This window comes from Acidovorax sp. FG60 (genome assembly GCF_057808995.1).
Genome location: NZ_JBMDJC010000001.1, coordinates 318,788 through 332,127, shown reverse-complemented (window position 1 = coordinate 332,127; position 13,340 = coordinate 318,788). Strand labels below are relative to the sequence as shown.

Sequence of the window (13,340 nt, the reverse complement as noted above, 5' to 3'; positions counted from 1 at the left end):
GTTGGCTTGCGGCCTCACCTCGCCAGAAAGGGTGGCGGTAACCCGATTGATTTGCCTGTTTCGGAGGACCGCAAAAACGGGCCGAATTCAGCAAAGCCGCAGATTATAGCCTGCTGCCCAGTTTTTAATCAAGACTCTTGTTCCAGGAAGCGCTGGGCGTCCAGTGCCGCCATGCAGCCCGTGCCCGCGCTGGTGATCGCTTGGCGGTACACATGGTCCTGCACATCGCCTGCGGCAAACACGCCGGGCACGCTGGTCTGGGTGGCAAAACCCTTGAGGCCGCCCTGGGTGATGATGTAGCCGTTCTCCATCTCCAGCTGGCCTTGGAATATTTCGGTGTTGGGCGCGTGGCCGATGGCGATGAAGCAGCCCTGCAGCTTGATGTCTTCCGTGCTTCCGTCCTTGGTGCTCTTGATGCGGATGCCCGTCACGCCCGTGTTGTCGCCCAGCACTTCGTCGAGCGTGTGAAACAGCTTGAGCTCGATCTTGCCGGCCGCGACCTTTTCGTTGAGCTTGTCCACCAGGATGGGCTCGGCCTTGAACTTGTCGCGTCGGTGCACCAGGGTGACCTTGCGGGCGATGTTCGACAGGTACAGCGCTTCTTCTACCGCCGTATTGCCGCCACCGACCACGCAGACGTCCTGCTCGCGGTAGAAGAAGCCGTCGCAGGTGGCGCAGCCCGACACACCCTTGCCCATGAAGGCCTCTTCCGAAGGCAGGCCCAGGTACTTGGCCGATGCGCCAGTGGCCAGAATCAGCGCATCGCAGGTGTAGGTGCCGCTGTCGCCGGTGAGGGTGAAGGGGCGCTGGCTGAAATCGACCTTGTTGATGTGGTCAAAGATGATCTGGGTCTTGAAGCGCTCGGCGTGCTCCAGAAAGCGCTGCATCAGCTCCGGCCCCTGCACGCCATGCACGTCGGCCGGCCAGTTGTCCACCTCGGTCGTGGTCATCAGCTGGCCACCCTGGGCCATGCCGGTGATGAGCACCGGGTTCAGGTTGGCGCGGGCGGCATAAACCGCTGCGGTGTAGCCCGCAGGGCCAGAGCCAAGGATCAGAACTTTCGCGTGTTGGGTGGTGGACATGGTAAAAGCCTGTGTTTTGCGCCTGCTACATGCGGCGCTGTTGGGGAAGCTGGGGGTTGAATTAGCAAGTATCAACCGTGCACCGCTCACGCGAGCGGTCCCTTTTTCAATCACGGCGATTGTAAGAACCCATTGATACCCCTTGCACAACCCGTGCGGCTCCGGTTGGGTCGCTCTAGAGAGGAGTTTTCATGTCGACGATGTTGTCCAACCTGGACCTGCTGCGCCGGGTGCCCTTGTTTTCGCTGCTTACGGTGGCCCAGGCCGAGGTGATCAGTGGTGCGGTGATCAAGCGCCGCTTCAAGCGTGGCGAGGCGCTGGTGGAGCAAGGGCAAAAATCCAACGCCCTGTTCATCCTGCTCACGGGGCGCGCCCGCGTGATGACATCGGACAGCCGGGGGCGTGAGGTGATTTTGGCCACCCTCGCGCAGGGCGACTACCTCGGCGAGATGAGCATCATCGACAACGAACCCCACTCGGCCACGGTGCGTGCCGAGGTGCAGACCGATGTGCTCATGCTCGGGCGCGCAGAGTTCGCGCGTTGCCTCACAGAGAACGCCTCCATGTCGCTGGTGGTGATGCGGGGGCTGGTCAAGCGTCTGCGCCATGCCGACCGCAAGATTGAGTCACTGGCGTTGCTGGATGTGTATGGGCGTGTGGCCCATGCCCTGCTGGACTTTGCGGTGCCCGACGCTCAGGGCCAGTTGGTGATCAAAGACAAAATCTCCCGGCAGGACCTGGCCAAGATGGTGGGCGCCTCCCGCGAGATGGTCAGCCGCGTGATGAAAGATTTGGAAGAGCGTGGCTTTATCGAGGCATTGCCCAGTGGCGCCACTGTGCTCAAGGACCGATTGAACGCGTTGAGTTAGCAACGCTTCAGCCCGGGTGTCATGCCCGGGGGCTTGCGGTAAGCTCGCCCGGCACGCATATGACCTATTCCCTCAATACCCTGAATGCATCGGCTGCGGCGAAGTCGCCGCCGCGTACGGGCGCTGCCCGTTTTGGCCACGAAATTGGCCTGATGGTGGGGCTGCTGGCCCTGGTTTTCTGGTTGCTGGCCCTGCTGAGCTATTCCGCGCAGGATGCCGCTTGGTCCACCTCGGGCGCCCGGGGTGGGCGTTTGGTCGCCAACTGGGCAGGCCGGTTTGGTGCGTGGCTGGCCGATGGCAGCTACTTTGCACTGGGTTTTTCGGTGTGGTGGTGTGTGGCGGCCGGTGTGCGGGCCTGGTTGTCGTCGCTGGCGCGGTGGATGCGCGGCGGCGAATCGGCCCCGGGCGCGGTAAGCCCGATGCGCAGGCGGGCCATGTTCTGGGTGGGGCTGGTGGTGCTGATGTGTGCCAGCACTGCGCTGGAGTGGTCGCGCCTGTACCGGTTTGAAGCGTTCCTGCCGGGGCATGCTGGTGGCGTGCTGGGCTACATCACGGGGCCTGCCAGTGTGAAGTGGCTGGGTTTTACGGGCTCGGGCCTGCTGGCGATCGTGCTGGCTGTGCTGGGGGCGGCGCTGGTGTTCCGTTTCTCCTGGGGCCATGTCGCGGAAATTGTGGGAGGGCGCATCGACGCATTGGTGCAGTCGCGCCTGGCCAAGCGCGAAGTGGCCAAGGATGTGGCCGTGGGCCGCAAGGCCGCGCGCGAGCGTGAAGTGGTGGTGCTGGAGGAGCGCACCGAAAGCGAGGTGCACCACCCCCAACCGATCCAGATCATCGAACCCGTGCTGGTAGACGTGCCGCAGAGCACCCGCGTGGTGAAGGAGCGCCAGAAGCCGCTGTTCACCGAGATGCCCGACAGCAAGCTGCCACTGGTGGACCTGCTCGATGGCCCGCTGCAGCGCCAGGAAACCGTGGCGCCCGAGACGCTGGAGATGACCAGCCGCCTTATCGAGAAAAAACTCAAGGACTTTGGCGTGGAAGTACGCGTGGTCGCGGCCATGCCCGGCCCGGTGATCACGCGCTACGAAATCGAGCCCGCCACCGGCGTGAAGGGCTCGCAGATCGTGGGCCTGGCCAAGGACCTGGCGCGTTCGCTGAGCCTGGTGTCGATCCGCGTGGTGGAGACCATCCCCGGCAAGAACTTCATGGCGCTGGAGCTGCCCAACGCCAAGCGGCAGTCCATCCGCCTGTCCGAAATCCTGGGCTCGCAGGTGTACCACGAGGCCAAGAGCATGCTCACCATGGGCCTGGGCAAGGACATCGTGGGCAACCCGGTGGTGGCGGACCTTGCCAAGATGCCGCACGTGCTGGTGGCTGGTACCACGGGCTCAGGCAAGTCGGTGGGGATCAACGCCATGATCCTCTCGCTGCTGTACAAGGCCGAGGCGCGCGATGTGCGCCTATTGATGATCGACCCCAAGATGCTGGAAATGTCGGTCTACGAAGGCATCCCGCACCTGCTGGCCCCGGTGGTCACCGACATGAAACAGGCGGCGCACGGCCTGAACTGGTGCGTGGCCGAGATGGAGCGGCGCTACAAGCTCATGTCCAAGCTGGGCGTGCGCAACCTCGCGGGCTACAACGTCAAGATTGATGAAGCCAAGGCGCGCGAAGAGTTCATCTACAACCCCTTCAGCCTGACGCCCGAAGAGCCCGAACCGCTGCAGCGCCTGCCGCACATCGTGGTCATCATCGACGAGCTGGCCGACCTGATGATGGTGGTGGGCAAGAAGATCGAAGAGCTGATCGCCCGCCTGGCGCAGAAGGCGCGTGCGGCCGGCATCCACCTGATCCTGGCCACGCAGCGCCCCAGTGTGGATGTGATCACGGGCCTGATCAAGGCCAACATTCCCACCCGCATCGCGTTCTCCGTGGGCTCCAAGATCGACAGCCGCACCATCCTCGACCAGATGGGCGCCGAAGCCCTGTTGGGCATGGGCGACATGCTCTACATGGCCAGCGGCACGGGACTGCCGATCCGGGTGCATGGTGCCTTTGTGTCGGACGAAGAAGTACACCGTGTCGTCAGTTACCTCAAGGAACAAGGGGAGCCGGACTACATCGAGGGCGTGCTCGAAGGCGGAACTGTGGATGGCGAGGGTGATCTGTCAGGAGACGGCGGCGGTGGCGAAGGGGGCGAGAAGGACCCCATGTACGACCAGGCCGTCGAAGTGGTGCTCAAGGACCGCAAGGCCAGCATCTCGTACGTGCAGCGCAAGCTGCGCATTGGCTACAACCGCTCGGCGCGGCTGCTGGAAGACATGGAAAAGGCGGGCCTGGTGAGTGGCCTGACCACCAGCGGCCAGCGCGAAGTGCTGGTTCCCGCGCGCAGCGAATGACAAGGGCAGGGCGATGAGCCCAGCCCGTGCCCCACAGGAGTTCCTTTTGAAAAAGACCGTTACTGCAATTTTGATAGCTGCCAGCGCAACGCTGGCAAGCGCTGATGGCTTGAAAAGCCTTGAATCGTTCATGAAGGGCACACAAACGGGCAAGGCGGATTTCACGCAGACCGTGACTTCGCCCCCCAAGGACGGCCAGACCGCGCGCACCAAGACATCGAGCGGCAGTTTTGAATTCCAGCGCCCCGGGCGTTTCAAGTTCGTCTACAAGAAACCCTTCGAGCAGACCATCGTGGCCGATGGCCAGACCCTGTGGCTGTACGACGTGGACCTGAACCAGGTCACCCAGCGTTCGCAGTCACAGGCGCTGGGCAGCACGCCCGCCGCGCTGCTCGCATCGGCCCCCGACCTGTCGGCGCTCAAGGCCGAGTTCACGCTCGAAGCAGCGCCTGAGCAGGATGGCCTGCAGTGGGTGCTGGCCAGCCCCAAGACCAAGGATGGTCAGCTCAAGAGCGTGCGCGTGGGTTTTGCGGGTGAGCAACTGGCGGCCCTCGACATTCTGGACAGCTTTGGCCAGCGCTCCCTGATTCGTTTCAATGGCATGCAGGCCAACGCAGCGCTGCCCGCCAGCACCTTCCAGTTCAAGCCGCCCGCTGGAGCGGATGTGGTGAAGCAGTAAGTTGCTGCGAAAAAGATAGCTGCAAGCGCTTATCAGATAAGCGCTAGAGGCCAATTTGGCTTAAAAATCAGCGTGATGTAGACAGGATACGAACATGGCAGCACGCAGTGCCTCCGCAGCACCTTCCCAGGCCCACTCCTCGGCCCACCAGCCCCTGGCCGAGCGCCTGCGGCCCCGCACGCTGGGCGAGGTGATCGGGCAGCAGCATGTGCTGGGCCCGGGCATGCCGCTGCGGCTCGCGTTCGAATCGGGCCGCCCGCACAGCTGCATCCTCTGGGGCCCGCCGGGTGTGGGCAAGACGACCATCGCACGCCTGATGGCCGATGCCTTTGACGCGCAGTTCATCAGCATCAGTGCCGTGCTGGGCGGGGTGAAGGACATCCGCGAAGCGGTCGAACGTGCCGAGGCCGCGCGTGATGGTCTGATGCAGCAGCGCACGATCGTCTTCGTGGATGAAGTGCACCGCTTCAACAAGAGCCAGCAAGATGCCTTCTTGCCGCATGTGGAGAGCGGGTTGTTTACCTTCATTGGTGCGACCACCGAAAACCCGTCGTTCGAGGTGAACTCGGCGCTGCTATCCCGCGCCGCCGTGTACGTGCTGCAGCCGCTGTCCGAACAGGATTTGAAGCAAATAGTGGCTCTGGCGCAGGCGGAGAAAGCGCTGCCAGCTATCGAAGATGTAGCAATTGACCGACTGGTGGCCTATGCCGATGGCGATGCCCGCAGATTGCTCAACACACTCGAAACCCTGGCCATGGCGGCCACGCAGGAGAAGCTGTCCGAGATCACCGACGCCTGGCTGCTCAAGGTGCTGGGCGAGCGCATGCGCCGCTATGACAAGGGCGGCGAGCAGTTCTACGACACCATCAGCGCGTTGCACAAGTCGGTGCGCGGCTCCGACCCCGACGCTGCGCTGTACTGGCTGGTGCGCATGCTCGACGGCGGTGCCGACCCGCGCTACATGGCGCGCCGCCTGGTGCGCATGGCCAGCGAGGACATCGGCCTGGCCGACCCGCGTGCGCTGCGCCTGGCGCTGGACGCGACCGAGGTGTACGAGCGCCTGGGCAGCCCCGAGGGGGAGCTGGCCCTGGCCGAATGTGTGGTGTACCTGGCCGTGGCGCCCAAGTCCAACGCGGTCTACAAGGCCTACAACGCAGCCCGCGCCTGGGTGAAGCAGGACGGCACCCGCCCCGTGCCCATGCACCTGCGCAACGCACCAACACAGCTCATGAAACAGCTCGACTACGGCAAGGGCTACCGCTACGCGCACGACGAAGAGGGCGGCTTCGCCGCAGGCGAAAACTACCTGCCCGAGGGCATGCCGGAGCCCGGTTTTTACGCGCCGGTGGAGCGCGGGCTCGAAATCAAGATTGCACAGAAATTGCGTGAGCTGCGTGCGCGCAATGTTTCGCCCGATCTGGAGGATGGGCCGGACGAAAAGTCCTGAACCTCTGCCCATGGGAGGCGCACCCCGCGTCATGCTGATTTGGCATGAAGCTGGTAATAAGTTTGCACATCAATTTTCCTGCTTGCATCATGTGAGCTTATGGATTGCGTTGCGCGCTGATGTGGCGCCAACCCGAGGGAAAACCCCGCCCGGCTTGGTGGGGGCCGCTTGTGACTACTCGCTACAATCCCGTCCACAAACCCGCACAGCTGCACTTCTGGCGGGTTTTTTGCTAGATGGCAGTCGGGCCCACAAGGCTGTACCGATTCCGGTGCCAAAGCGGTGGGTACGTTACAAACGAAGGACTTCTCTTATGGACATTTTGCTGCAACAGATCATCAACGGTCTGGTACTCGGCAGCATGTACGCCTTGATAGCCTTGGGCTACACGATGGTGTACGGCATTATTCAGCTGATCAATTTCGCCCACGGCGAAGTGCTCATGATCGGGGCTCTGACCAGTTGGAGCTGTATAGGAATGATGCAGGCTGCAATGCCTGGCGCCCCGGGCTGGCTCATCTTGCTGCTGGCCACCCTCATTGCCTGCGTGGTTGCCGCGACGCTCAATTTTGTGATCGAGAAGGTGGCCTACCGCCCTCTGCGCAACAGTCCTCGTCTCGCCCCTCTGATCACCGCCATCGGCATGTCGATCCTGCTGCAGACGCTGGCCATGATCATCTGGAAGCCCAACTACAAGCCCTATCCCACGATGTTGCCCAGCGCGCCGTTCGAGGTGGGTGGCGCTTACATCACCCCCACACAGATCCTGATCCTGGGCGTGACCGCTGTTGCCCTGGCCTCGCTGGTGTACCTGGTGAACCATACCAACCTGGGCCGCGCGATGCGCGCCACGGCTGAGAACCCCCGCGTTGCTTCCCTGATGGGCGTCAAGCCCGACATGGTGATTTCCGCTACCTTCATCATCGGCGCCATTCTGGCCGCCGTGGCCGGCATCATGTATGCCTCCAACTACGGCACGGCGCAGCACACCATGGGCTTCCTGCCGGGCCTCAAGGCCTTCACGGCGGCGGTGTTCGGCGGCATTGGCAACCTGGCCGGTGCCGTGGTGGGCGGCATTTTGCTGGGTCTCATCGAAGCCATCGGCTCGGGCTACATCGGCACGCTCACGGGCGGTCTGCTGGGCAGCCACTACACCGACATCTTTGCGTTCATCGTGCTCATCATCATCCTGACGCTGCGTCCTTCGGGCCTGCTGGGTGAGCGTGTGGCCGATCGCGCCTGAGGAGCCTCACACCATGAAGAACACCAAAACCAATTGGATCCTCGGCGCCGTCGCGCTGCTGGTGCTGCCGCTGATCCTGCAATCCTTCGGCAACGCCTGGGTGCGCATTGCCGACCTGGCCCTGTTGTATGTGCTGCTGGCCCTGGGCCTGAACATCGTGGTGGGCTACGCCGGCCTGCTGGACCTGGGCTACGTGGCGTTCTACGCCGTGGGTGCCTACCTGTTTGCCTTGATGGCCTCGCCGCACCTTGCGGACAACTTTGCGGCGTTTGCCGCCATGTTCCCCAACGGCTTGCACACGTCGCTGTGGCTGGTGATACCGGTGGCGGCGTTACTGGCGGCGTTCTTCGGAGCGCTTCTGGGGGCGCCCACGCTCAAGTTGCGCGGGGACTACCTGGCCATCGTGACCTTGGGCTTCGGCGAAATCATCCGTATCTTCCTGAACAACCTGGACCACCCCGTCAACCTGACCAACGGCCCCAAGGGCCTGGGCCAGATCGACTCGGTCAAGATTTTTGGCCTGGACCTGGGCAAGCGCCTGGAGGTGTTCGGCTTTGATATCAGCTCCGTCACGCTGTACTACTACCTGTTCCTGGTTCTGGTGGTGATCTCCATCGTTATTTGCTATCGCCTGCAGGACTCACGCATCGGCCGCGCCTGGATGGCCATCCGTGAAGATGAAATCGCCGCCAAGGCGATGGGCATCAACACCCGCAACATGAAGCTGCTGGCCTTTGGCATGGGCGCTTCGTTTGGCGGCGTGTCGGGTGCGATGTTCGGTGCGTTCCAGGGCTTTGTGTCGCCCGAGTCGTTCAGCCTGATGGAGTCGGTCATGATCGTCGCCATGGTGGTGCTGGGCGGTATCGGCCACATTCCCGGCGTGATCCTGGGGGCCGTGCTGCTGTCGGCCTTGCCCGAAGTGCTGCGCTACGTGGCAGGCCCGCTGCAGGCCATGACGGACGGCCGTCTGGACTCCGCCATCCTGCGCCAGCTGCTGATCGCACTGGCCATGATCATCATCATGCTGATGCGTCCCCGTGGTCTGTGGCCAGCGCCCGACCATGGCAAGAGCCTCACGCAGAAGACCTGAACACCGCAGAAAGTTAGAACATGGCAGAGAACATTCAGAAATCAGCCAGCGACGTGGTGCTGCGGGTTGCAGGTATTTCCAAGCGTTTTGGTGGCCTGCAAGCCCTCTCCGACGTGGGCATCACCATCGAGCGTGGCCAAGTCTATGGCCTGATCGGTCCCAACGGCGCGGGCAAGACCACGTTCTTCAACGTGATCACCGGCCTGTACACCCCCGACAGCGGCACCTTTGAGCTCGCCGGCAAGCCTTACGAGCCCACGGCCGTGCATGAAGTGGCCAAGGCGGGCATTGCCCGCACCTTCCAGAACATCCGCCTGTTTGCAGAAATGACGGCGCTGGAAAATGTAATGGTGGGCCGCCACATCCGCACCAAGTCCGGCCTGCTGGGCGCGGTGCTGCGCACCAAGGGTTTCAAGGAAGAAGAGCTGGCCATTGCCAAGCGCGCGCAGGAACTGCTCGACTACGTGGGCATTGGCAAGTTCGCCGACTATAAGGCGCGTACCCTCTCCTATGGTGACCAACGCCGCCTGGAGATCGCCCGGGCCCTGGCCACCGATCCGCAACTGATTGCGCTGGACGAGCCCGCAGCCGGCATGAACGCCACCGAGAAGGTGCTGCTGCGCGAGCTGATCGACCGCATCCGCAACGACAACCGCACCATCTTGCTCATCGAGCACGACGTGAAGCTGGTGATGGGCCTGTGCGACCGCGTGACGGTGCTCGACTACGGCAAGCAGATCGCCGAAGGTACGCCTGCCACCGTGCAGAAGAACGAAAAAGTGATTGAGGCCTATCTGGGCACCGGAGGACATTGAGAATGGCCGAAAAATCCAACAAGGTACTGCTGCAGGTCAAGGGCCTGAAAGTGGCCTACGGCGGTATCCAGGCCGTGAAGGGCGTGGACTTTGAAGTGCGCGAGGGGGAGTTGGTTTCGCTGATCGGCTCCAACGGCGCTGGCAAGACCACCACCATGAAGGCGATCACCGGCACCCTGGGCATGAACGATGGCGACATCCATTACCTGGGTGAAAGCATCAAGGGCAAGGGCGCTTGGGATCTGGTGAAGAAGGGCCTTGTGATGGTGCCGGAAGGCCGAGGCGTGTTCGCCCGCATGACCATTACCGAGAACCTGCAGATGGGCGCCTACACGCGCCGCGACAAGGCAGGCATCTTGGCCGACATCGAAAAGATGTTCACCATCTTCCCGCGCCTGCGCGAACGCAAGGACCAACTCGCTGGCACCATGTCGGGCGGTGAACAGCAGATGCTAGCCATGGGCCGTGCGCTGATGAGCCAGCCCAAGGTGCTGCTGCTGGACGAGCCCTCCATGGGGCTGTCGCCCATCATGGTGGACAAGATCTTTGAAGTGGTGCGCGATGTGTACGCCCTGGGCGTCACCATTTTGCTGGTGGAGCAGAACGCGAGCCGGGCGCTGGCAATTGCCGACCGTGGCTACGTGATGGAGTCCGGCCTGATCACCATGGCCGGCCCCGGCCAGGAACTCTTGAACGATCCCAAGGTGCGCGCCGCCTACCTGGGCGAATAAGGCAACACCCATGCCCGGCCCGCCCTGCGTGGGGCAGGCGCGTAGTGCGTCGCACAAGGCACTGCCACACGGCGGTGCCTTTTTTTTGGCGCAGGCGTTGGTGTTTGCATGAATTGATTGCTATGTTTTTTATAGCTTATGGCGGATGTGTATCCAGCGCCAGATGCCAATTTTGTTCATAATTTGCCCCCACCCCGCCACCACCTGTCGCCGCATGTCGATGTCCGCTCTGCAATCCTTGCCCGTATCACTCCAGACCGTGTTGCTGCTGATTGCCAGCAACGTTTTCATGACCTTTGCCTGGTACGGGCACCTCAAGAACCTGGCCACGTCACCCTGGTACACCGCAGCGCTGGTGAGTTGGGGCATTGCATTGTTCGAGTACCTGCTGCAGGTGCCTGCCAACCGGATCGGGTTTACCCAGTTCAACGTGGGGCAGCTCAAGATCATGCAGGAGGTGATCACGCTGGCGGTGTTTGTGCCGTTCGCGGTGTTCTACATGGGCCAGCCCCTGAAGTGGGACTACCTCTGGGCAGGCCTGTGCCTGGTGGGGGCTGTGTATTTCATTTTCCGTAGTGCCTGATGAATGGTGCGTGTTGCCCGGTATCCGCGCCGGGCGCCCGTGGCTGCGGGTGAGGGCGGCCGGTTAAACTCGCCTGTCACTTAAAAGTCATGGTTTTGTCATGGCTTTGTCTCATTTTCAAAAAATCGATACCGATCCAGGAGCCTCCATGCTGTTTGCCAAGCTGTTGCCACGCGAAGGCAATTTTTTCGAAATGTTCAACCAGCATGCAGACCGCATCGTCGAGGCGGCCCGGGCTTTCTCGCAACTGGTGGCCAACTACAGCGACCCGCACCTGCGCGACAAATACAACCAGGATGTGGACAACGCCGAGCGTGCTGCCGACCGCGTGACGCACGAGGTGAACAAGGCCATCCACAAGACCTTCATCACCCCTATCGACCGCGAGCAGATCCACACGCTGATCAACACGATGGACGATGTGGCCGACCTGATTCAGGACTCTGCCGAGACCATGGCGCTGTACGACGTGCGCCACATGACGGAAGAGATCACCCGCCTGACCGACCTGAGCCTCAAGTGCTGCGAACGCCTGCGTGATGCCGTCAAGTTGCTCGACAAGATCGCCGATCCGGCCGTGGCTGAAGCCGCGCTCAAGACCTGCGAAGAGATCGACAGGCTCGAGTCCGACGCGGACCGCGTGATGCGCAGCGCCATGAGCAAGCTCTTCCGTGAAGAGCCCGATGTGCGCGAGGTGATCAAGCTCAAGGCCATCTACGAGCTGCTGGAAACCATCACCGACAAGTGTGAGGACGTGGCCAATTGCATCGAGGGCATCGTCCTCGAAAACTCCTGATCCGGCAGGCTGACCAGTATGGAAACCGTACAAACGGCCCTCTGGGTTGTGGTCTTGCTCGTGGCACTGGCGATCCTGTTCGACTTCATGAACGGGTTCCATGACGCTGCCAATTCGATTGCCACGGTGGTGTCCACCGGCGTGCTCAAGCCCGCACAGGCGGTGCTGTTCGCCGCGTTCTTCAACTTTGTAGCGATCTTTGTCTTCCACCTGAGCGTGGCCGCCACGGTGGGCAAGGGCATCGTTCAGCCCGGCATCGTGGACACCCATGTGGTGTTTGGTGCCTTGGTGGGCGCCATCACCTGGAACGTCATCACCTGGTACTACGGCATCCCCAGCAGCTCATCGCATGCGCTCATCGGCGGCATCGTGGGGGCGGTGATCGCCAAGGCGGGTGCCAGCGCGCTGATCTCCACCGGCATCCTCAAGACCGTGGCGTTCATCTTCGTTTCGCCCTTGCTCGGCTTCCTGCTGGGCTCTCTCATGATGGTGGCTGTGGCGCACATCTTTCGGCGAACGCGGCCAAGCCGGGTGGACAAATGGTTCCGGCGCCTGCAGCTCGTGTCCGCAGGGGCCTACAGCCTGGGGCACGGGGGCAACGATGCGCAAAAGACCATCGGCATCATCTGGCTGCTGCTGATTGCCACAGGGTATTCGTCGGCAAGCGATGCTTCGCCACCCACCTGGACGATTGTCAGCTGCTACGTGGCTATCGGCCTGGGAACCATGTTCGGCGGCTGGCGCATCGTGAAAACCATGGGCCAGAAGATCACCAAGCTCAAGCCCGTGGGCGGCTTCTGTGCCGAGACGGGCGGGGCGCTGACCCTGTTCCTGGCAACAACGCTGGGTATTCCGGTGTCCACCACCCACACCATCACAGGCGCCATCGTGGGCGTGGGCTCCACGCAGCGCGCCAGCGCAGTGCGCTGGGGTGTGGCAGGCAATATCGTCTGGGCGTGGATCTTGACCATCCCCGCCAGTGCGTTTGTGGCTGCCGTGGCGTACTGGATCAGTCTGCAGATATTCTGAATGCCCTGATTCCTGATTTGCTATTGAATATATAGCTAATCAGGCAATATGGAAAAGCGCTAACGCCCCATTTGAATGTGAGTTCAATGGGGCGTTCGCTTGGTGGGTGTCGGTCACTGCGAGATCTTGCGAGCTTCCTCGATCTGGTACTCGAAGTACCGTTGGAAGCTGAACGCGAGGCTGGCCATCAGCACCGCCGTGCCCACCAACAGCGATACCACGATGGCGCCGATGGTGATCCATTGGGTTCTGCCCGCCGGGGCGTCGGGTGCGGCCGTGGGGTTGTAGCGCGCGTTCCACGCCTCGGGCGTCTTGAGTGCAAACAGGATGGCTTGCAAGGCGCAGCCCGCAATCGTGAAGCCCAGCAAAGGAATCAACATCCAGCTGGTGTGGTCGTCCTGGCCGAGCTGTTGCACGCGCTGGATGCCGTAGATACCGAGGGCCGTCGGTATCGGGAGCAGCCAGCCCAGCATGTCGGTGATCCCGTGCAGGTAAAAGCGGTGAAGGCCTAGCGGCCCGCCCACGAAGGCAAGCCATGCCGCCAAAGTTTTGTTTTTCATGGGGCATTATTCATCGTCGG

13 protein-coding genes are annotated in these 13,340 nt (G+C 62.2%); 11 read left to right on the top strand and 2 right to left on the bottom strand.

Features of this window, described 5'->3' with window-relative positions:
• Nucleotides 1-128: 128 nt before the first annotated feature.
• Entirely contained in the window at nucleotides 129-1,082 is a 954-nt protein-coding gene (gene trxB / locus ACODS0_RS01505; RefSeq protein ID WP_055403077.1) for a thioredoxin-disulfide reductase, read from the bottom strand.
• A gap of 191 nt (nucleotides 1,083-1,273) precedes the next feature.
• On the opposite strand from trxB, the gene ACODS0_RS01500 reads away from it, so the two are divergent.
• The 11 genes from ACODS0_RS01500 (at nucleotide 1,274) to ACODS0_RS01450 (ending at nucleotide 12,760) form a co-directional block, all read left to right on the top strand.
• Entirely contained in the window at nucleotides 1,274-1,951 is a 678-nt protein-coding gene (locus ACODS0_RS01500) for a Crp/Fnr family transcriptional regulator (RefSeq protein ID WP_121505666.1), read from the top strand.
• Between the two features lie 59 nt (nucleotides 1,952-2,010).
• Nucleotides 2,011-4,347, top strand: coding sequence for a DNA translocase FtsK (locus ACODS0_RS01495; protein ID WP_488832247.1), 2,337 nt, complete (start codon nucleotides 2,011-2,013; stop codon nucleotides 4,345-4,347).
• Nucleotides 4,348-4,393: 46 nt separating this feature from the next.
• Complete coding sequence (lolA, locus tag ACODS0_RS01490; RefSeq protein ID WP_218300475.1) at nucleotides 4,394-5,026, top strand: outer membrane lipoprotein periplasmic chaperone LolA; 633 nt, start codon at nucleotides 4,394-4,396, stop codon at nucleotides 5,024-5,026.
• 94 nt (nucleotides 5,027-5,120) lie between these two features.
• Nucleotides 5,121-6,473, top strand: coding sequence for a replication-associated recombination protein A (locus tag ACODS0_RS01485; protein WP_488832243.1), 1,353 nt, complete (start codon nucleotides 5,121-5,123; stop codon nucleotides 6,471-6,473).
• Nucleotides 6,474-6,786: 313 nt separating this feature from the next.
• Nucleotides 6,787-7,716 carry a branched-chain amino acid ABC transporter permease gene (locus tag ACODS0_RS01480; RefSeq protein ID WP_055403068.1) on the top strand — a complete coding sequence of 310 codons (930 nt, stop codon included), beginning with the start codon at nucleotides 6,787-6,789 and terminating at the stop codon, nucleotides 7,714-7,716.
• A 13-nt stretch (nucleotides 7,717-7,729) separates the two neighbouring features.
• Nucleotides 7,730-8,806 (top strand): ABC transporter permease subunit, encoded by a 1,077-nt coding sequence (locus ACODS0_RS01475; protein ID WP_055403066.1) that lies wholly within the window; start codon nucleotides 7,730-7,732, stop codon nucleotides 8,804-8,806.
• 20 nt (nucleotides 8,807-8,826) lie between these two features.
• On the top strand, nucleotides 8,827-9,621 hold the full coding sequence (locus tag ACODS0_RS01470) for an ABC transporter ATP-binding protein (RefSeq protein ID WP_055403064.1): 795 nt from the start codon (nucleotides 8,827-8,829) through the stop codon (nucleotides 9,619-9,621).
• A gap of 2 nt (nucleotides 9,622-9,623) precedes the next feature.
• Nucleotides 9,624-10,352 (top strand): ABC transporter ATP-binding protein, encoded by a 729-nt coding sequence (locus ACODS0_RS01465; RefSeq protein WP_055403062.1) that lies wholly within the window; start codon nucleotides 9,624-9,626, stop codon nucleotides 10,350-10,352.
• A 220-nt stretch (nucleotides 10,353-10,572) separates the two neighbouring features.
• Nucleotides 10,573-10,935, top strand: a complete 363-nt coding sequence (locus tag ACODS0_RS01460; protein ID WP_055403097.1) for a DMT family protein — start codon at nucleotides 10,573-10,575, stop codon at nucleotides 10,933-10,935.
• A gap of 148 nt (nucleotides 10,936-11,083) precedes the next feature.
• Entirely contained in the window at nucleotides 11,084-11,731 is a 648-nt protein-coding gene (locus ACODS0_RS01455) for a DUF47 domain-containing protein (RefSeq protein WP_063461305.1), read from the top strand.
• Nucleotides 11,732-11,749: 18 nt separating this feature from the next.
• Nucleotides 11,750-12,760, top strand: coding sequence for an inorganic phosphate transporter (locus tag ACODS0_RS01450; RefSeq protein ID WP_055403058.1), 1,011 nt, complete (start codon nucleotides 11,750-11,752; stop codon nucleotides 12,758-12,760).
• Nucleotides 12,761-12,873: 113 nt separating this feature from the next.
• Here ACODS0_RS01450 and ACODS0_RS01445 read toward each other — a convergent pair whose 3' ends face one another.
• Nucleotides 12,874-13,320, bottom strand: a complete 447-nt coding sequence (locus ACODS0_RS01445) for a TM2 domain-containing protein (RefSeq protein ID WP_055403056.1) — start codon at nucleotides 13,318-13,320, stop codon at nucleotides 12,874-12,876.
• Nucleotides 13,321-13,340: the final 20 nt, after the last annotated feature.